A 17473-nucleotide genomic window follows, 5' to 3' on the forward strand; every position below is an offset into this window, starting at 1 on the left:
CCGGACCGGCGCCCGTCCCGTGGCAAGGAACCGACCGATGAGGGATGAGAACGGCCTGTTCCGAAGGGTGCGGAAGGCCGTCCACCCGCAGGAGACCGGAATGGTCAGCGTCCTGCTCGGGCTCAGGATGGCGCTCGCCGGGGGACGCGAGGGCCTGGCCCGGCTGGTCCTGACCGCCTTCGGGGTCGCGCTGGGCGTGATCTTCGTGCTGTCGGCGCTGTCCGCCGGATCGGCGTTGCAGGGACGGACGGAACGATCTGCCTGGCAGGACACCGAGGCGGCGGCTCCGGCGACGGCGCCCGACGCCGCGCTGTGGCTCGCTGTCAGCGACCATTTCGCCGGGAGACCGGTGCATCGGGTCCACGTCGCCGCGCTCGGCCCGCGACCCCCCGTCCCGCCCGGCCTGGACCGGCTGCCCGCGCCCGGCGAGGCGGCCGTCTCGCCCGCGCTCCGCGACCTGCTCGCGGTCGTCCCGTCCGACCAGCTCGGCGATCGATTCCCCGGCCGGGTCACCACGACCATCGGCGCGGAGGGGCTGCGGCACCCCGACCACCTGGTGGCGGTGGTGGGCCACACCCCGCAGGACCTGCGCCGGCGGGGCGGGGCGGCCGAGGTGCGCGGGATCGCGGCGCGGTCCCTGTCCCTGGACCTGTCGCCCTTCCTGGCCTTCGCCATCACGGTGGCGGCGATCCTGCTGCTCGTGCCCGTGGCCGTCTTCGTCGTCATGGTCGCCAGGATCGGCGCGGCCCGGCGCGAGCGACGGCTCGCCGCGATGCGCATGGTCGGCGCGACCCGGTCGCAGACGGCCGTGATGGCCGCCGCGGAGACATCGATCGGCGCCGTGACCGGTTCCGTGGCGGGCCTGCTGGGCTTCCTGGCGCTGCGGCCCGCCCTGGCCCGCCTCCACTATGAGGACTACCAGAGCGGCCCCTTCTTCCCCGCCGACCTGACCGTACCGGCGTACCAGATCATCCCCGTCGTGGTCGCCGTGCCGGCACTGGCCGTTGGGGCGGTGGTGTACGCGTTGAACAAGGTCCAGGTCACGCCGTTGGGCATCGGCGGCGGCAACCTGCCCGGTCGTCCGCCCAGCGCGTGGCGCCTGCTGCCGGTCCTGATCGGCGTCGCGGGGCTCAGCGCGACCGCCGCGCTCTTCCGCCTCGATCGCGAGCTTGCCACGCAGGTCTGGGTGGGCCTGGTCGTCAACGCGCTCGTTCTGTGCACGATGGCGGGCGCCGCGGTCAGCGGGCCTTGGGCGTGCCTGGCGGCCGGACGGGTGATGGCGCGCTACAGCCGGAAGGCGACCACGCTGATGGCGGCACGTCGCATCATCGCCGCCCCGCGGACCACCTACCGGGCGGTCGGCGGTGTCTCGCTGGCCGTGTACATCGCCACCCTCCTCGCCGGAACCGCGAGCATGACCGCGACCGCGGAACCCGCCGAGAACCTGGGGTTCGACGGCAGGCAGCGGCACGGCGTGGTGGAGATTTACGCCGGCGGCGAGCCGGACTCCACGCTGGCGCCGCTGATGAAGCGGGACGGGGTCGTCGTGGTACGCGGCGGACAGGGCGGCCGCGCCACCGTCGCGTGCGCCGAGTTGGTCCGGGTCGTCGACGTCCGCTGCCCGTACCCGTCCAGGCTGGAGACCATCCATTTCCCTGCCAGCACAGCCATGGGACTGTGGGCCACCGGCGGCAACGTGGCCGAACCGGGCCCGGGTGCCGCGAACCTGCCCGTCTACGCGTTGTACGTCCCGACCGACGGGAGCCAGGCCGCCGTGGAGCGCCTCCGCACCCAGGCCGCGACGCTGCTGCCGCGCGCGATCGTCAGCACCCGCGACGACACCTTCCGCCAGCAACTGGACTTCTCAGCCCTGTTCAACAATCTCGGCTCCGGAATGCGCCTCGTCCTGCTCTTCGTCATCGTCGTGGCCGGATGCAGCCTGACGATCGCCTCCGTCAACGGGCTCATCGAACGGCGCCGCCCTTTCGCGCTGCTGCGCGCGTCCGGGGTCCGGCTCGGTGAACTGCGCCGTGTCACGATGCTGGAGACGGCGGTGCCGATGGTGCTCACGGTGATACTCGGGACGGTGCTGGGCTCCGTGCCGCCGTTCGCGGCGTCGGTCGCCCAAGGGGCGCCCTACCCCGGCCCGGGCCTGGACTTCACCGCGCTCCTGACCGCAGCGGTGCTGGCCTGCTTGGCCATCACGACACTGGTGCTTCCCTTGATGAACGTCGCCACCCGCTACGACGCCGTCCGGTTCGAGTAGACCCCGGCCACTCCGCAGCCGCCGCCCGCCCATCGGTGGTCTCGGCCGGGGCGATCTCGACGAAGCTGCGGGTCAGTCGAGGGATTCGAAGCGGATGTCGCGGCTGAAGCGCAGTTGCAGCAGGGAGGTTCCGCCGTCCACTGGGAGGGAGACCCCGTTGATGTAGCCGCTGTCCTCACGTGCGAGGAACTCGACCGCGGCCACCACCTCTTCGGGGAGGGCGAAGCGCCGTGCCGGGATCGCGCTCCGGGCGCCTTCGATGACGTCCGCCGGGACGAGGGCGAGTTTCGGGTTCTCGATGACGCCCGGCAGCACGCAGTTCGCGGTGATGCCGGCCGCGGCGTACTCCATGGCGACGGTGTTCGACAGCCCGATCAGGGCCGCCTTCGAGGCGGCGTAGTGCGCTTGGCGGTAGCCGCCCTGCACCGAGCTGACGCTCGCCACGTTGACGATGCGTCCGAACCGCTGCCGGACCATGTCGGGCAGGACGGCGCGGATGAGCAGGAACGGGCCGCGCGAGTTCACGGTGAGGTAGTCGTCCCAGGTCGACACGTCGATCGCGTGCGTGGGGCGGAAGTCGCCGAACACGGCCGCGCAGTTGATGAGGACGCTCACCGGGCCGAGCGTTACGGCGACCTCCCGGACGGTCCGTTCGACCTGGTCCTGGTGGGCGATGTCGCAGGTGTACCGGCTGACGCCGTCCGCCGGTGGCGCGTCGAAGGCGCGGTCCACCGCGGCGACCCGGTATCCCTGGCGTGCGTAGAGGGCGACCAGCAGGCGGCCGATGCCGCCGTTCGCACCGGTGATCAGCACGGTGGTCTCGGCCGCCCGGCGTGTGGGCGTGGCGTCTTCGGCTCGCGGGCCGGGCGTGGCGCCGTCCATGAACGGCTCCTTCCTCGTGGTGGGCGGTTGGAGGCGGAAAGGGGAGAGCATCGTCCCGCCGTCGACAGGTAGGGCGGCACCGGTGACGCCGCCGGACTGCGGGCCGGTGAGGAAGTCGACGGCGGCGGCGACCTCCGCCGGTTCGCCGAATCTGCCGGCCGGCACGGCGGCGAGCCCGCGCGCGACCACGTCCGCGGGCACGTCGGCCAGCCGCGGCACCCGGATGACGCCCGGCAGCACGACGTTCGAGGTCACGCCGACGGGGGCGTACTCGGCGGCGACGGTGCGTCCGAGCGAGAGGGCGGCCGACTTCGCCGCGGCGTAGTGCGCCTCCCGGTACGCGCCCAGGACCGAGCAGACGCTCGCGAGGGTGACGATCCGGCCGTACCGCCGGGCGACCATCCCGGGCAGCACCTGCCGTGTCAACCGGAATGTGGCGGAGGCGTGCAGGTCGAGGTAGGCGTCCCAGGACGCGGTGGCGAGGCGGTGCACCGGCGGGAAGTCCCCGTAGGCGCCCGCGCACTGGACGAGGATCGACACCGGTCCGAGGACGGTCTCGGCGGTCTGGAGCACGTCCTCTGTCGCGTCGGGGTCGAGCAGGTCGGCGCGGTGGTAGGCGACGCCCGGGAGGGGCGTGGCCGGCGCCGTGATGTCGACGGCGAGGACGGCGACGCCGCGAGCGGTGAGGCGTTCGATGATCGCGGCTCCCAGGACGCCGCAGCCCCCGGTGACGATCGCCACATCCCGGGTCATTCCGGCGTGGCCCGCCGGCGGCGCAGTTGGTCGCGCAAGGCGACGCGCTGCACCTTCGAGGAGAGGGTGCGCGGGAGGTCGTCGAAGAAGTGGACCTCCTTGGGCGCCTTGTAGTCCGCGAGCCGCGTCCGGCAGAACTCGATGACCTCGCGTTCGGTGAGCTTCGCGCCGGGCTCGGGGATCACGCACGCGGCCACCGCCTCGCCCCACGTCTGGCTCGGCACGCCGACCACGGCGGCGTCGAGGAGCCCCGGGCACTGCTTGAGGACGATCTCCACCTCGGCGGGGTAGACGTTCAGCCCGCCGCTGACGATCATCTCCTTGCCGCGTCCGGCGATGAAGTAGAAGCCGTCGTCGTCCTCGCGCACGAGGTCTCCGGTGCGGAACCAGCCGTCCGCGAAGGAGTTCGCGGTGAGCTCCGGCTGCCGCCAGTAGCCGGCGAAGATCAGAGGTCCGCGCAGGGCGAGCTCGCCCACCTCGCCGCGGGGCACGTCGTTGCCCGCCTGGTCGAGTACGCGCACCTCGGTGCCGAGACCGGGCTGGCCGACCGAGCCCATCTTGGCGGCGGTGAACGCCTCGTCCAGCCACAGCGACGGACCGGCCGATCCCTCGGTGAGCCCGTACGCCTGGCTCAGGCCGATGCCGCGCTGGGCGTAGGCCTCGATCATCGGTGCCGGCACCACCGCGCCTCCGGACTGGATACCGCGAAGCGACGACAGATCCGTCCCGGCCCAGTCCGGGGACTCCCACATCCGCTGCAGCATGAGCGGCACCGCGGTGATCCAGGTGACCCGGTGCCGCTCGATGAGGCGCAACGCCTTCTCGGGGGTGAACTCGCGGAGCAGCACGATCGTCCCGCCCGCCGCGAGCGGGTGCTTGGACGACGCGACGAAGCCGCCGGCGAAGCACAGCGGCATGCAGACCAGGTGCACGTCGCGGTGATCCAGGGCGAACTCGGTGGTCCACAGGTGGGCGGACGCTTCGAGGTTGCCCAGCGTCAGCGTCACGCCCTTGGGCCGTCCGGTCGTGCCGGAGGTGTAGAGCAGCGCGGCCGGTTCGTCGACCGTACGCGGCGGTCGGGTGACCTCGATCGGCTCGATCGGCTCGATCGCGGGCGCGTCCACGTCGATGGCCGGGCCCGGCCAGCCGGTGGTGACGAGTTCGGTGAGTGCCGAGAGTGCGTGGACGTCCTCGTAGACGACCGCGGCCGGCGTCGCGTCCGCGAGCACGTCGGCCAGTTCGGGTGCGGCCAGCCGTGTGTTCACCGGCATGGCGATCGCGCCGAGGCGGTGGCAGGCCCACTCGACCACGAGGAACTCCGGCCGGTTGAGCATCAGGATCGCCACCCGGTCGCCGGCGGAGACGCCGGCCGCGGCCAGGCGCCCGGACCACTCGGTCATCGCGGCGTGGAGTCCGGACCAGGACCAGGTCGTCCCGTCGAAATGGATCACCGTGCGGTCGGGCCGGCGGGACGCCCAGTGGGCCACCCAGCCGGGCAGGGTGCTGCGCATGGTCAGGCGTCCTTCGCGGTCTCTGCCGTGTTGCGCTGCGAGGCCCGGACGACCCCGTGCTCGACGAATTCGACCACGGCCCCATCGGGGTCCTCGAAGAAGGCCGCGTCCAGGTAGCCGACTTCAGTGCCGAGCTCGACCCGGGCCACGCGCGGCGGCACCGGAAGGACCTCGGCGAGCAGGTCGAGGCTCGCTTGGACGTCGTCGGTCACCAGCGCCATCCGGTAGAGGCCGGGGTGATTGCCGGGGCGCACGGCGGGCGCGAGAAGGGTGTCCGCAGGGGGCTGGCAGAGTTCGATGCCGAACGTGTCGCGGGACCCGTCGAAGCGCATGACGCAGCTGTCGTGGACGCGGCCTTCGACGGTGACCGTTCCCTCGTCGGTCGGGCGCATCTGCAGCACCCGCTGGTAGAACGCCTGGCTTCGCTGCAGTGAGCTGCAGAAGATGCGGACGCCGCGGAACCGCGTGCTCTCGCCGTCCTGGGTCACCTCCAGGTTGGTGCCGTCGGGGTCGCGCAGCACCAGGGTGCGCGGAGAGTCGACCCACGTGGTCGTGCCCCCGTCGCGGTGGACGCGCTCGGCGAGCGCGCCGGGATCGGGGGTGGAGATGAGCAGGGTGTCCAGGCCCCAGCGGTGTCCGGTGCGCGGCGCGGGGCCGTCGTCGTCGGTCACCGCCGGCGTCCACTCCAGGACGTCGAGGACGGGCCCCCGTACGCCGCGGTCGTCGCCGAGCAGCACGCCGTTGAACCGCACCTGGCCGGAGACCTCGAACGCCGCGCCGCTCTGGTCGGCGTCCGACGCCATCCGCCACACCGGCGCCAGCCCGATCACCTCGCGGTAGAAGGTCTCGGCCCGGGCGAGCCCGCGGACGTTGAGGTTGACATGGCCAAACCACTTCGGCAGTCCCTGCACCCAGCCCTCCAAAAAAGTGACGCCACTTTTACTTTCATACACGCTGCGCTCTACCTGGAACAAGTCTTGACCTTCTCGCATTTTGCCGCCTACTTTGTGACACCCGCCTCACTTTTTCTATCGGTTCCGGAGGTACCCCATGGTGCGACGGAGGCGCCTGCTCGCCGTCGGCGGCGCAGCGGCCGTGACGCTCCTGCTCGCCGCGTGCGGCGGTGGCGGAGGGTCAGAGAGCTCGAACGGCAAGCAGGCGAAGATCGGGCTCATCGGTCCCAAGTCGGGCGCCGCGCAGTTCTACTGGACGGAACTGTCACGGGGCATCGAGCTCGCCCAGCCCGACGTCAAGTCGGCCTTCGGGGTCACATTCGACCTGGAGGAGGCCGATGACAAGGGTTCCCCCGAGGTCGCCTCGCGCAGCGTGCAGACGCTGCTCAACGAGGAGAACGTGGACGCCATCTTCGGCCCGTCGCAGTCCGGGCCGAGCCTGCAGGTCGCCGAGACCATCCAGCGCACCGGCCGGCCGTGGCTGGTCCCGATCGCGGCCGCCGACCAGATCATCGCCCCGAACGCCTCGCCCAACTGGGCCTTCCGCACGAACAACAACAACAGCGACGCGATCGCGGTGAGCGCGAACTACCTGTGGGCGAAGCCGGACGCGAAGGTCGGCATCTTCTACGGCGCCGACGCCTACGGCCAGTCCAACAACGATCTGCTCAAGGCCTACACCAAGGCCCACGGCAAGACCATCGCCGCCGGCGAGGTGGTGCAGCCCGGGGCCACCGACGTCTCACCGGCGGCGCAGCGCATGAAGAACGCCGGCGTGACCTCGGTCTTCATCGCGGTCAGCACCGGCGCCGACAACGCCACGGTCGTGAAGGCCCTCAAGCAGGTCGGTCTCGCGCCCGAGCGCACCCTCGCCACGGCGACGACCCTCACCGGCTTCACCGCCCTCGCGACGCCGGCCGACTGGAAGAACCTCGTCTTCCTCGAACCGCGCGACCTCACCGGAGGGCCGTTCACCACGCTCGTCCAGCGCTACCAGGCCAAGTACGGCAAGCAGCCGACCAGCGCCGTGGCCGTGTTCACCACCTACACCGCGGCGTACCTGTACGCGCAGGCGGTGGCGAAGGTCGGCGACGCGTCCAAGCACGACGAGGTCCGCGAGGCGATGGAGAACACCGGACAGCTCAAGATCCTCGGCCAGGTGTTCGACAAACCGTTCAGCGCGAAGGACCACGAACTGTACGAGGCCGACCCGTCCTCCTGGTACACCATCGGATTCGACCCGCAGGGCAGGACCACCACTGTGGGCAAGGTGGCCCAGGGGTGATCGGCCAGCTCCTGGTAGGGGCGGCCATCGGATGCCTCTACGCCCTGATCGCCCAGGGATTCACGCTCACCTTCCGCACCACCGGGACCATGAACTTCGCGGTCGGTGAATTCGTCGCGATCGGCGCGTTCGTCGCCCTCGGGCTCGCCGGCGTCGCATGGCTGCCTGCCCCGGCGAAGCTGGTGGTGGCGGCACTGCTGGTCGCTCTGCTCGGGGCGCTGGTCTTCCGGTTCCTCATCCGCCCGTTCCTCAACCGGGGCGCCCACGACGTGCGGTGGCTCCTGGTGACCGTGGCCCTGTCCATGCTCCTGGTCGACATGCTCCGCAACAGCCAGGGCACCCAGCATCGTCCGATGGGCTTCGCCAAGGCGGACGGGCTGCTCGACCTCGGCATCGCCCGGCTGCCCACGCAACTCGCGCTGATGGCGGTCGTCTGCCTGGCGCTGGTCGTCGCGATCGCGCTGCTGGTGACCCGGACCGGTCTCGGCACCCGGATGCAGGCGGTCGCGGAGGACGCGGAGACGGCCGAACTCGTCGGCATCGACGCCCGCCGTACCGGCCTGATCAGTTATGCGCTCGGTTCCGGCGCGGCCGTCATCGGCGCGTCCCTGTGGATCGCCTACGTCGGGGTCTTCCCGGACGTGGGGCCGCTGCTCCTCGTCTCGGCCTTCGCCGCCGCCGTCATCGGCGGGCTGGGCTCGGTCTGGGGCGTGCTCGCCGGCGGCCTCATCTTCGGTGTCACCGACCAGATGATGACCGTCTGGTTCGACGCGACCGTCGGCAGCATCGCCGGGCTGGTCGCGGTGATCGCGATCCTGGTCGTCCGTCCCGCCGGGCTGTTCGCCCAACGACAGGAGGTGAAGGTGTGATGCTCGGCAAGGCCGTCCGTCGGAGTTCGGCGGGTTCGGCGGCTTCGGCGGGTCCTGTGGATTCCGTGGCCCGGGGCGCGCTCTTCGCGATCGTCACCTATCTGCTGGCCTTCGCCGTCCTCGCGTACGTCCTCGCGGGTGAGCAGCGGCTCTCGGACGCGCAACTCGTCGGCCAGGCCGCCGCCTTCCTGCTCGCCACGCTCGGGCTGAACCTGCTGGTCGGCAACGCGGGCATGCACTCGTTCGGCCAGGGAGCGTTCTTCGGCATCGGCGCGTACACGTTCATGTACAGCCAGCTCGCCTGGCACGCGCCGACCCTGGTCTCGTTCGTGCTCGCCGTCGCCCTGCCGGGTTTGCTCGGCGTCCTCACCGCCGCCGCGACCGCCCGGATGCGCGGCCCTCAGCTCGCGATGGTGACGCTGATTCTCGCCGTGGTGGTGCAGCGGGCCTTCGCGGAGGCGAAGATGCTCGGCCAGTTCGGCGGCTACCCGAGCGTCTCCAAGCACGGGACGAGTCTGCTGAAGGCACCGAGCCTTTTCGGCATCACACTGGAGCCGCCCTTGTTCGGCGGGGTGGTCCCCACCGCGCTCATCTTCACGGTGCTGCTCGCGGCGACCTGCCTGATCGGCTACCGCCGGCTGTCGACGTCGCCGTGGGGCCGGTCGCTCGCCACCCTCAAAGAGAGCGACCTGCTCGCCGCCCATCTCGGCATCAACGTGCTGCTCCGCAAGGTCTCGCTGCTGGCGCTGACCTCGGGGCTCGCCGGCCTGGGCGGCGCGTGCTACGCGCTCGTCTTCGCCCACCTGCAGCCCGAGTCGTTCACGCTCATGCTCGGCGTGAACATGATCATCATGGTGATCCTCGGGGGCTCCGGCACCGTGCTGGGGCCCGTCCTCGGCACGGTCATCATCGTCTACCTGCAGACCTCGTCCACCATCGAGACGCTCGTCGAGCTGCAGAACCGGCTCGTCGGCGAGAAGTGGTACCTGTCGGCGCAGGGCCTCATCGCGCTCATCATGCTCGTCGTGATCTTCGTCCTGCCGATGGGCATCGTCGGATCGCTCTCCGGGCGGCTGGGCCGGCTCGACCGGCGCGGGCTCTTGCGCGCGGTACCGTCCACGGGCGGGCCGCGGCAGACGGCCGCCGCACCGGCCGCCGCACCGACCGCCGCACCGGTCGCGGCACCGGCCGCGGCACCGGCAGGGGCACCGGCCACGGGCGTCCAGCTCGCCGTCGAGGGCATCTCGCGCTCCTTCGGCGGCGTACGGGCGGCCCGGGACGTGAGCTTCACGGTCGAGGGCGGAGCGATCCTCGCTCTCGTCGGTCCCAACGGCGCCGGCAAGTCGACCGTGGTCAACGTGGTCTCCGGGGTCTACCCCCCTGACGAGGGCCGGGTCGTCCTGGCAGGCGCGGACGTGTCCCGGATCCCGGCGTACCGGCGGTCGCGCACCGGCCTCGCCCGGACCTTCCAGCGGCCGCTGCTCGCGCCGGAACTGACCGTCGCGGGCAACGTGGCGACCGGTTGCGCCAGCACCAGCCGGATGTCCTGGATATCGGCGATGCTGCCGAGCCGCCTCACCGGCCACTCGGCCGCCGCCGACCGCGCCCGCGTCTCGGCGGCGCTCGAACTCGTCGGCCTCGCCGACATGGCGGAGCGGCGCACGGACGAACTCTCCTACGGCCAGCTGCGGATGACCGAGCTGGCAAGGGCGGTGGTGTCCGGCCCCCGCGTCCTGCTGCTGGACGAGCCGGCGGCGGGACTCAACGAGACCGAGACCGCCGAACTAGCCGCACTGCTACGGCGGCTGTGCGACGACGGACTCGCCATCGTCCTCGTCGAACATCACATGGACCTCGTACGGGACGTCGCGGACGAGGTGCTCTGCCTCATCGAGGGCGCGCCGCTGCTGACCGGCACCCCCGACCAGGTGCTGGGCGACCCCCGCGTCGCGGCGGCCTACCTCGGCGACGCGGAGCCGGCACGACAGGGAGCAGACGATGCTTGAAGTGCGCGATCTGACGGCCGGCTACGGCAGCGTGGTGGCGTTGCGCGACGTCGACCTCTCCGTTTCCACCGGCGAGGTGGTCGCGGTGCTCGGGGCCAACGGCGCGGGCAAGAGCACGCTGGCCCGCACGATCTCCGGCACGACCCGGCTGCTGTCGGGCACGATCTCCTTCGAGGGCGCCGACATCCGCCGGACGGCCCCGCACGCACGGTCCCGGCTCGGAATCGTCCACGTCCCCGAGGGGAGGCGGCTGTTCGGATCGCTCACCGTGGAGCAGAACGTCATGCTGGGCCGGCAGGCGGCGCGCCGGCGCCGGGACGACCGCGACCCGGTGGAGCTGCTCCTCGACGCCCTCCCGCGGGTCCGCGACCTGTGGCGGACCAGGGCGGGCGTGCTCTCCGGCGGGGAACAGCAAATGGTCGCCCTGGTCCGCGCCGCGGCCGGGCGACCCCGGCTGCTCATTCTGGACGAACCATCGCTCGGGCTGAGCCCCCGCCTGGTCGGCGACGTCTTCGCGGTAATAGGGATGCTCACAAAGGAACTGAACTGCGCGGTACTTCTCATCGAACAGCTCGCCTCGCAGGCGCTCGCCGCCGCGGATCGCGGAATCGTCATCGCGAACGGCCGGGTCACCGCCACCGGCCCGGCGGCCGAACTACTCGACTCCGACGCGATACGCCAGGCGTATCTCGGCGGCAACGCATCATAGGTTTCTCATATGACTGAAAAGACCCAGCGCACCCAGGTCCATGACGGACCCACCGGTGAGCTGTCCCTGCTGCATCCGGATTCGGTGCCGAGGCCGCGCACGGCGAAGGGCCGCGCGACCCTGGTGGACCTCAAGGACGCCGGACGGCAGGTATTCCGACGCGACGGCTACGTCCGCGCGCGGGTGAGCGATGTTTGCGACGAGGCGGGCTTGTCCAACGGCGCGTTCTACCGCTACTTCGTCGATAAAGAACATTTGATGCTGGTGATCCTCGATGACTTTCTGCGGCAGTACCGTGATTACATCCGGGTGCCGTTCAACCCCGATAAACCGCTCGCCTCGGTGCAGGCGAGCTACGAGCGGTACCTCGCCTTCTACCGCGAGCACGTCGACCTCATGCGCCTGCTCCATCAGGCGGGCCAGGTCGTCCCGGAGGTCGAGCGGCTGCGCATCGCCTCCACCCGCGAGGTCTACTCCCGCATGGGACGCATGCTCACCCGCTGCGCCGATCTCGGCCTGCTCCCCAAAGGCGTCCGCGTGGAAATACTCGCCCCGCTGCTAGGCGGCATGGTCGAACAGTACGGCTACCTCGCCTACGCGGACGAGGCCCTGGAGATCACCGACCCAGCGGAGATCGCCACCGAAATCACCCGAATGTGGTCCCACGGCGTCCTCAGCGGCGCCACACAGTAGCCATGAATTCAGTCCCGGGGGAGTGCACATCCGATGGTCAAAGAACCGGTGTCATGGCCAGATCGCCTCGCTGACGTACGTGGCGGACGCCTATTTCGCGATGGGGGAGACCGACTGGCGTGAGCTGGAACGAACCGTCCACCATCTGGTGAACGACTCCGGGCTGCGCTCGGCGACTACCGCGTCCGGATGCCGGGTGGGTTCGCCCAGGAATTGTGCGGTCGGGGCTATGGCCGGATCGTCAGACGGTGATGGTGGGGTTGACCGGTGGGGAGCCAGGTGAAAGGGCGGGTGGCGGCGGCCGGGGCGGTGTCGAGAGTGGCGGTGATGTGGTCGCGGGTCTCGCGGAAGTGCCGCCAGCCTTCGTAGTGGACGGGCAGGACGGTTGTGGGCGTGATGGTGTCCAGAAGGGTGAGGGCGTGGGCGGCGGTCATCGTGTAGTGCAGGGGGCCGGTTTGGGGGAAGCGGACGCCGCCGAGGTGCAGGAGCACGGTTCCGGGCCGCAGGGCGGCGGCGGTTTCACGGACGGCGGGGTAGAGGACCGTGTCGCCGGTGATCCATAGGGGGCCGTGCCGTTGTTCTGGCCAGGTGAGGGCGAAGCCGATGACGTCGCCGGTGATGGGGCGGCTGAGCGGTGGTCCGTGACGGCATGGGGTGGCGGTGATGGTGATGGTGGGCTTGTCGGGGGAGTGGAGGTGGTGGGTGTGGCCGGGGCGCAGGCCGTGGGCGCCGGCGGCCAGGCGCCGGGCCCCGGATGCGGTGGTGATGACGGCTCCGGCGCCGGGCAGCAGGGCGCGTCCCGCGTGGTCGAGGTTGTCGGCGTGGTGGTCGTGGGTGAGCAGGACCGCGTCGATCGGCGGCAGGTCCGCGGCTTGGATGGCCGGGCTGGTGAGTTTGCGGCTGGAGGTGCTCCAGCCGAACCGGTAGGTCCGGCCGGGGGGATCGAAGGTCGGGTCGGTCAGCAGCCGCCAGCCGCCGAACTCGATCAGGACGGTGGGCCCGCCGACGTGGGTGAATTCGACCTCGGTCATATGTCTTCCTCCGGATGTAAGGGATGCATGGAGGTCCGGCGGCCGGAGGCCGGGGCGGGCGCAGTCGGCGTGACGGCCCGGTTTCGCGCCGGCGTTCTCCTCCGAAGGATCGCTCGGGCTGCGCGGTCTGCCCGTCCGGTCCGATGCGGGGGCCGGACGGGCAGGCCGCGGGTGTCGGTCAGGAGTGGTCGAGCGCCCAGGCGAGGGCGTGGTCGGCGATCTCTTCCCAGCCGTCCTGCGCGGGCATCAGGTGCGAGCGCCCCGGGTACTCCACCACCTCGGTGACGGTGCCGGGCGCCTTGTAGTGCTTGGCGTTGGACTGCTGGATCTTGGGGGGCATGAGGTGGTCGTTCTCGCCGGAGATGAACAGCAGCGGCGGCCGGTCGGGGTTGTGGTAGTTGACGTGGGAGTCGGCGTGGCCGGGGTGGATGTTGGCCAGGGCGCTGCCCCAGAACACGTGCCCGGAGGCCGGTATGTGGTAGCGGTCGTAGGTCGCCTTGGCCTGGTCTTCGGGGAAGGTGTTGGTGAAGGCGTAGCGCCACTGCTCGTAGGTGAACCCGACGGCCTTGTGCCGGTTGGCCGGGTTCTTCAGGACGGGGAACGTGGCCTTGAGCTGCGAGAGCGGGATCGGCTTGACGCCCTCGGTGGGCGCAGAATTGATCGCCACCCCGCAGGCGCCATACCCGTGATCCAGCAGTATCTGGGTGAACACCCCGCCGGCGGAGTGGCCCATGAGGACCGGTTGCCGGTCCAGCCCGTCGATGATCTTCTCGATCGAGGAGATGATCTCGGGGACCTCCAGCCGCTCGATCGGGGTCGGGTCGGTGTTGAGGGCCTCGACCTCGACCTCGAAGCCGGGGTAGGCGGGGGCCAGGACCCGGAAGCCCTGGTCCTTGTAGTGGGCGACCCAGTTCTCCCAGCTGCGGGGGGTCACCCAAAAGCCGTGGATCAGGACGATGGTGTCGGGTTTCTCGGTCATGAGGCGGGTCTCCTATCTGGTGGCGGTGTAGGCGGCGAGGATCGTGGCGGTGGCGGCGACCGGGTGGGACGTCATGACCACATGCGAGGAGTGGATCTCGCGGACCTTGCTGCGGGCGCGCTGGGCCATGAAACGCTGCGCGGCGGGCGGGATGACCTTGTCCCGGGTCGGGATCAGGTACCAGGACGGGATGGTCTTCCACGCCGGGGCGCCGCTGGGCCCGGCGAGCCCGCCGACGCTTCCGGGGCGCTGGGTGGCGGCCATCAGCCGGGTGGTGGACTCGGGCAGATCGGCGGCGAACACGGCGCGGAACTTGGCCGGGTCGATGTAGCCGTCAATGCCGTCGCCGCTGCCGTCGGGCAGCGGGTAGTGCCGCTGGATGAGGGCGGTGCCCAGTTCGCTGCCGGGGAACCGCCCGGCGAGTTGCAGGGCGCTCTCGCCCTGGTCGGGGGCGAACGCGCCCAGATAGACCAGCGCCTTGACGTTGGCGTGGCCGCGCGCGGCGTTGGTGATGACGATGCCGCCGTAGGAGTGCCCGGCCAGGATCACCGGGCCGGGAATGGTGTCCAGGATGCTGGAGATGTAGGCGGCGTCACCGGCGGCGTCGCGCAGCTCGTTGGCCGGCGCGATGACGGGGAACCCCGCCTTCTGCAGCAGCGCGATGACATCGTTGAAACCGGAGGCGTCGGCGAACGCGCCGTGCACCAGGACCACGGTGGGCTTGGGCCCGCCCCGCGCCGCGGTCTGGCCGGTCTGCGCCTGGACCGAGACGGCTCCGGTGAGGAACAGGGCGGCGACGGCCAGCACCGTCAGAAGGCGGCGCAGCGGAATGACACGCATGAAGGACCCTTTCGGAGGGGAAGGCGGGATCGGCACGTCTGCCTCTGGTGAAAGCGGAGGTCACAAGGGCCGGAAGGGCCTCGGCGGCAGGACGGGAGCATCGGCAGGTCGGGCGGTGCGGGGTCAGGACGCCAGGCGAGGTCAGGACGCCAAGCGAGGTCAGGACGGCAGGAATGCCAGCAGGTCGGCATCGAACTCGTCCTTGAACTCCCCGACCAGGCCGTGCGGCCGGCCCGGATAGATCTTCAGGGTGGCGTCCTTGACGAGCTTGGCCGACTCCGACCCCGCGGCGACGATCGGGACGATCTGGTCGTCGTCGCCGTGCGCGATCAGCGTCGGGACGTCGATGCGCTTGAGGTCCTCGGTGAAGTCGGTCTCGGAGAACGCGCGGATGCAGTCCAGCGCGCCCTTGATCCCGACCTGCATGGACTGCAGCCAGAACTCGTCCGACACCCCCTGCGACACCTCGGCGCCCTCGCGGTTGAAGCCGTAGAACGGGAGGCTGAGCTCCCGGTAGAACTGCGACCGGCCCGCGGCCACACCCGCGCGGATCCCGTCGAACACCTCGATCGGAAGACCCTGCGGGTTGGCGTCCGTCCTCAGCATCAGCGGCGGGACCGCGCCCAGCAGCACGACCTTGGCGACGCGGGCGGTGCCGTGCCGGCCGATGTAGCGGGTGACCTCGCCGCCGCCGGTGGAATGCCCGACAAGCACGGCCTCGCGCAGGTCCAGCGACTCGATCAGGTCGGCCAGGTCATCGGCGTACTGGTCCATGTGGTTGCCGTCCCAGGGCTGACCGGAGCGGCCGTGCCCGCGCCGGTCGTGGGCGATCGCCCGGTACCCGTTGGAGGCCACCAGGTTCAGTTGCGGGTCCCAGGCGTCGGCGTTCAGCGGCCAGCCGTGACTGAACACCACCGGCCGCCCCGCCCCCCAGTCCTTGTAGAAGATGTCGGTCCCGTCCGTGGTGGTGATGAACGGCATCTGTGTGCTCCTGTCGCTAGGTGGAGTCGCAGCTGTGATCGTCACCTGCGGCGCGCATTCGTTCTGCGCCGTGCGCGCCACGTTCTGCACTGACAGCGCCACCCACGAGGTCACATCCCAGTGAGGGGCATATCGGGGACTTCGGCCCCAGGGTCAGGAGCCTGAACAGGCAGGCATTGACCTCCTGGGACGAGCATCGAAGGACCGCGCCGCCGCACGGCAGCCTCACCGCGCCCGGGCGGCCTCAACCAGCCAGCACCGCGAACATCGCATCGTGCATTACCGCCGTCGGTACCCTGCGCCACGACCACCTAACGTGACTACTCACGCACTGATGTCACGGGTCAGGCTGACTCCTCCCTCTAATCGAGACGCGCATGACCTGCAGTTTTGTCCTCATTCGGCCAGTGAGTCGGATATCTGGCGACCATCACCCTGGGTAAAGGTTGGGCAAGGGAAGATCGTTTCCTGTGCCGGGCGTCGGGAACCGCCGCCCTCAGGGAGGGCGCATGCTGGTTCTGGACACCGCCGACGTCCCGACCGCCGAGCGGGCCGAGGCCTTCCACGCAGTGGCCGAGGGCGAGGCGGGCACCTGCTCGGTCGAGCACCAGGTGGACGAACGCGGTCAGATCTGGCAGCGGCTGGAAACCTGGCAGTTCGGCCCGATGACCATGATCGTCACCTCCGGCACCGGTATGCGCTACTGGCGGACCCCGCGCCACATGCGCATGGACACCCTGCACTCCATCTCGCTGCTCACCCATCCCATCGGCACCGGCGGGATCCTGTGGAACGACTACCGCCAGCGCATCTCCAGCCAGACGCTGTACCTGGAGCACCGCACCGAGGCCCACTATGAGTACAACTGGTCAGGGACGGGGATGTCGATCGCCTGCGTGATCGACTTCGATCGTCTCGGGCTGCCCGAAGGGATGGTCCGCGCCGCCATCCCGCTGGTGGTCGGCAGCAGCGTCGCCCCGCTGCTGCTGAATCAGGTACGCGCCTTACACCGCAACGCCGACCATCTCAGCGCCGACGCGGGCGCCCCCGCCATCGGAGACTCCCTGCTCTGCCTCACCCGAGCCCTGGTCGCCTCCGTCACCCCCGATCCACGCAGCCGCCGCGAGATCGCCCAGGAAACCCTCGTCCCCCGCATCCTGGCCTACGTCCGCGCTCACCTCACCGACCCGGCCCTCACCCCGCAGCGCATCGCCCACGCCCACAACATCGCCCCCCGCACCCTGTACCGGCTGTGCGAGAGCCAGGGCATCAGCCTCGAACAATGGATCATCCGCAAACGGCTGGAAGGCGCCCGCCACGACCTCAGCGCCCCCGAACACGTCCACCGCACCATCGAAACCATCGCCCGCTCCTGGGGCTTCAGCAACCCCACCTACTTCGCCCGACGTTTCCGCCAGACCTACGGCGCCACCCCCCGCCAATGGCGATACCGCCACCGCGCCAAATAGAGGCCGACCTGCGGCACTGCTCACACCGTCCCTGCACCACGGTGACCGCATCACCCTGAACTGACCTGAAAGCCGATCACCGCCTCATCCAAAACTCTCAGACATTTTCCGCCCGGCGGCTAGGGCGTGTCTGACAATTCGCGGAGCCAGAGGATGAGGCTGGCCAGCAGTAGTCCGGAGCGGTAGCGGCTGGCCAGCTTGTCGAAACGGGTGGCGATCGCGCGGAACTGCTTGAGCCGGTTGAAG

The 17473-nt window shown here is 70.5% G+C and carries 14 protein-coding genes and 1 pseudogene; 7 read left to right on the forward strand and 8 right to left on the reverse strand.

Annotated elements, in window-relative coordinates; all coding sequences use genetic code 11:
- Window positions 1–37 precede the first annotated feature (37 nt).
- Window positions 38–2266, forward strand: coding sequence for an FtsX-like permease family protein (locus tag ACH35V_RS40070; protein ID WP_395980119.1), 2229 nt, complete (start codon window positions 38–40; stop codon window positions 2264–2266).
- 72 nt (window positions 2267–2338) lie between these two features.
- On the opposite strand, the gene ACH35V_RS40075 is transcribed toward ACH35V_RS40070, so the two are convergent.
- Genes ACH35V_RS40075 through ACH35V_RS40085 form a run of 3 tightly spaced genes read right to left on the reverse strand, consistent with a single transcriptional unit; the run spans window position 2339 to window position 6323 of the window.
- Window positions 2339–3889, reverse strand: a complete 1551-nt coding sequence (locus ACH35V_RS40075; RefSeq protein ID WP_395980120.1) for an SDR family NAD(P)-dependent oxidoreductase — start codon at window positions 3887–3889, stop codon at window positions 2339–2341.
- A gap of 8 nt (window positions 3890–3897) precedes the next feature.
- Window positions 3898–5412: a class I adenylate-forming enzyme family protein gene (locus tag ACH35V_RS40080; protein WP_395980121.1), complete on the reverse strand. Its 1515-nt coding sequence runs from the start codon at window positions 5410–5412 to the stop codon at window positions 3898–3900.
- Window positions 5413–5414: 2 nt separating this feature from the next.
- Window positions 5415–6323 (reverse strand): VOC family protein, encoded by a 909-nt coding sequence (locus ACH35V_RS40085; protein WP_395980122.1) that lies wholly within the window; start codon window positions 6321–6323, stop codon window positions 5415–5417.
- Between the two features lie 139 nt (window positions 6324–6462).
- Here ACH35V_RS40085 and ACH35V_RS40090 point away from each other — a divergent pair, with 139 nt between their 5' ends.
- From ACH35V_RS40090 to ACH35V_RS40110, 5 genes are all read left to right on the forward strand, one after another.
- Window positions 6463–7650: an ABC transporter substrate-binding protein gene (locus tag ACH35V_RS40090; protein ID WP_395980123.1), complete on the forward strand. Its 1188-nt coding sequence runs from the start codon at window positions 6463–6465 to the stop codon at window positions 7648–7650.
- Window positions 7647–8519 (forward strand): branched-chain amino acid ABC transporter permease, encoded by an 873-nt coding sequence (locus ACH35V_RS40095; protein ID WP_395980124.1) that lies wholly within the window; start codon window positions 7647–7649, stop codon window positions 8517–8519. Before ACH35V_RS40090 ends, ACH35V_RS40095 begins: the two co-directional genes overlap by 4 nt.
- Window positions 8520–8584: 65 nt before the next feature.
- Window positions 8585–10525: an ATP-binding cassette domain-containing protein gene (locus ACH35V_RS40100; RefSeq protein WP_395980125.1), complete on the forward strand. Its 1941-nt coding sequence runs from the start codon at window positions 8585–8587 to the stop codon at window positions 10523–10525.
- Window positions 10518–11234 carry an ABC transporter ATP-binding protein gene (locus tag ACH35V_RS40105; protein WP_395980126.1) on the forward strand — a complete coding sequence of 239 codons (717 nt, stop codon included), beginning with the start codon at window positions 10518–10520 and terminating at the stop codon, window positions 11232–11234. Before ACH35V_RS40100 ends, ACH35V_RS40105 begins: the two co-directional genes overlap by 8 nt.
- A 9-nt stretch (window positions 11235–11243) precedes the next feature.
- A complete protein-coding gene (locus tag ACH35V_RS40110) occupies window positions 11244–11927 on the forward strand; it encodes a TetR/AcrR family transcriptional regulator (protein ID WP_395980127.1) in 684 nt (227 codons plus the stop codon).
- A 227-nt stretch (window positions 11928–12154) separates the two neighbouring features.
- Here ACH35V_RS40110 and ACH35V_RS40115 read toward each other — a convergent pair whose 3' ends face one another.
- From ACH35V_RS40115 to ACH35V_RS40130, 4 genes are all read right to left on the reverse strand, one after another.
- Complete coding sequence (locus ACH35V_RS40115; RefSeq protein ID WP_395980128.1) at window positions 12155–12958, reverse strand: MBL fold metallo-hydrolase; 804 nt, start codon at window positions 12956–12958, stop codon at window positions 12155–12157.
- A gap of 178 nt (window positions 12959–13136) precedes the next feature.
- Entirely contained in the window at window positions 13137–13937 is an 801-nt protein-coding gene (locus ACH35V_RS40120; RefSeq protein WP_395980129.1) for an alpha/beta hydrolase, read from the reverse strand.
- A 12-nt stretch (window positions 13938–13949) separates the two neighbouring features.
- Complete coding sequence (locus ACH35V_RS40125) at window positions 13950–14777, reverse strand: alpha/beta fold hydrolase (RefSeq protein WP_395980130.1); 828 nt, start codon at window positions 14775–14777, stop codon at window positions 13950–13952.
- 159 nt (window positions 14778–14936) lie between these two features.
- Window positions 14937–15758, reverse strand: a complete 822-nt coding sequence (locus ACH35V_RS40130; protein WP_395980131.1) for an alpha/beta fold hydrolase — start codon at window positions 15756–15758, stop codon at window positions 14937–14939.
- Window positions 15759–16267: 509 nt separating this feature from the next.
- Here ACH35V_RS40130 and ACH35V_RS40135 point away from each other — a divergent pair.
- Window positions 16268–17227, forward strand: coding sequence for a helix-turn-helix domain-containing protein (locus ACH35V_RS40135; protein ID WP_395980132.1), 960 nt, complete (start codon window positions 16268–16270; stop codon window positions 17225–17227).
- A 119-nt stretch (window positions 17228–17346) separates the two neighbouring features.
- Here the strand turns inward: ACH35V_RS40135 and ACH35V_RS40140 are convergent.
- Window positions 17347–17473, reverse strand: a pseudogene (locus ACH35V_RS40140) (IS5/IS1182 family transposase); the annotation flags it as partial.

It is taken from the genome of Actinomadura sp. 1N219, from assembly GCF_044326405.1.
Classification (GTDB): Bacteria; Actinomycetota; Actinomycetes; order Streptosporangiales; family Streptosporangiaceae; genus Spirillospora.

What these genes read in the sequence shown, in the direction of transcription:
- ACH35V_RS40070 (WP_395980119.1), top strand. Translation starts at nt 38, where the DNA reads ATGAGGGATGAGAACGGCCTGTTCCGAAGGGTGCGGAAGGCCGTCCAC.
- ACH35V_RS40080 (WP_395980121.1), bottom strand. Translation starts at nt 5,412, where the DNA reads ATGCGCAGCACCCTGCCCGGCTGGGTGGCCCACTGGGCGTCCCGCCGG.
- ACH35V_RS40125 (WP_395980130.1), bottom strand. Translation starts at nt 14,777, where the DNA reads ATGCGTGTCATTCCGCTGCGCCGCCTTCTGACGGTGCTGGCCGTCGCC.
- ACH35V_RS40110 (WP_395980127.1), top strand. Translation starts at nt 11,244, where the DNA reads ATGACTGAAAAGACCCAGCGCACCCAGGTCCATGACGGACCCACCGGT.
- ACH35V_RS40090 (WP_395980123.1), top strand. Translation starts at nt 6,463, where the DNA reads ATGGTGCGACGGAGGCGCCTGCTCGCCGTCGGCGGCGCAGCGGCCGTG.
- ACH35V_RS40105 (WP_395980126.1), top strand. Translation starts at nt 10,518, where the DNA reads ATGCTTGAAGTGCGCGATCTGACGGCCGGCTACGGCAGCGTGGTGGCG.
- ACH35V_RS40115 (WP_395980128.1), bottom strand. Translation starts at nt 12,958, where the DNA reads ATGACCGAGGTCGAATTCACCCACGTCGGCGGGCCCACCGTCCTGATC.
- ACH35V_RS40135 (WP_395980132.1), top strand. Translation starts at nt 16,268, where the DNA reads ATGCTGGTTCTGGACACCGCCGACGTCCCGACCGCCGAGCGGGCCGAG.
- ACH35V_RS40130 (WP_395980131.1), bottom strand. Translation starts at nt 15,758, where the DNA reads ATGCCGTTCATCACCACCACGGACGGGACCGACATCTTCTACAAGGAC.
- ACH35V_RS40120 (WP_395980129.1), bottom strand. Translation starts at nt 13,937, where the DNA reads ATGACCGAGAAACCCGACACCATCGTCCTGATCCACGGCTTTTGGGTG.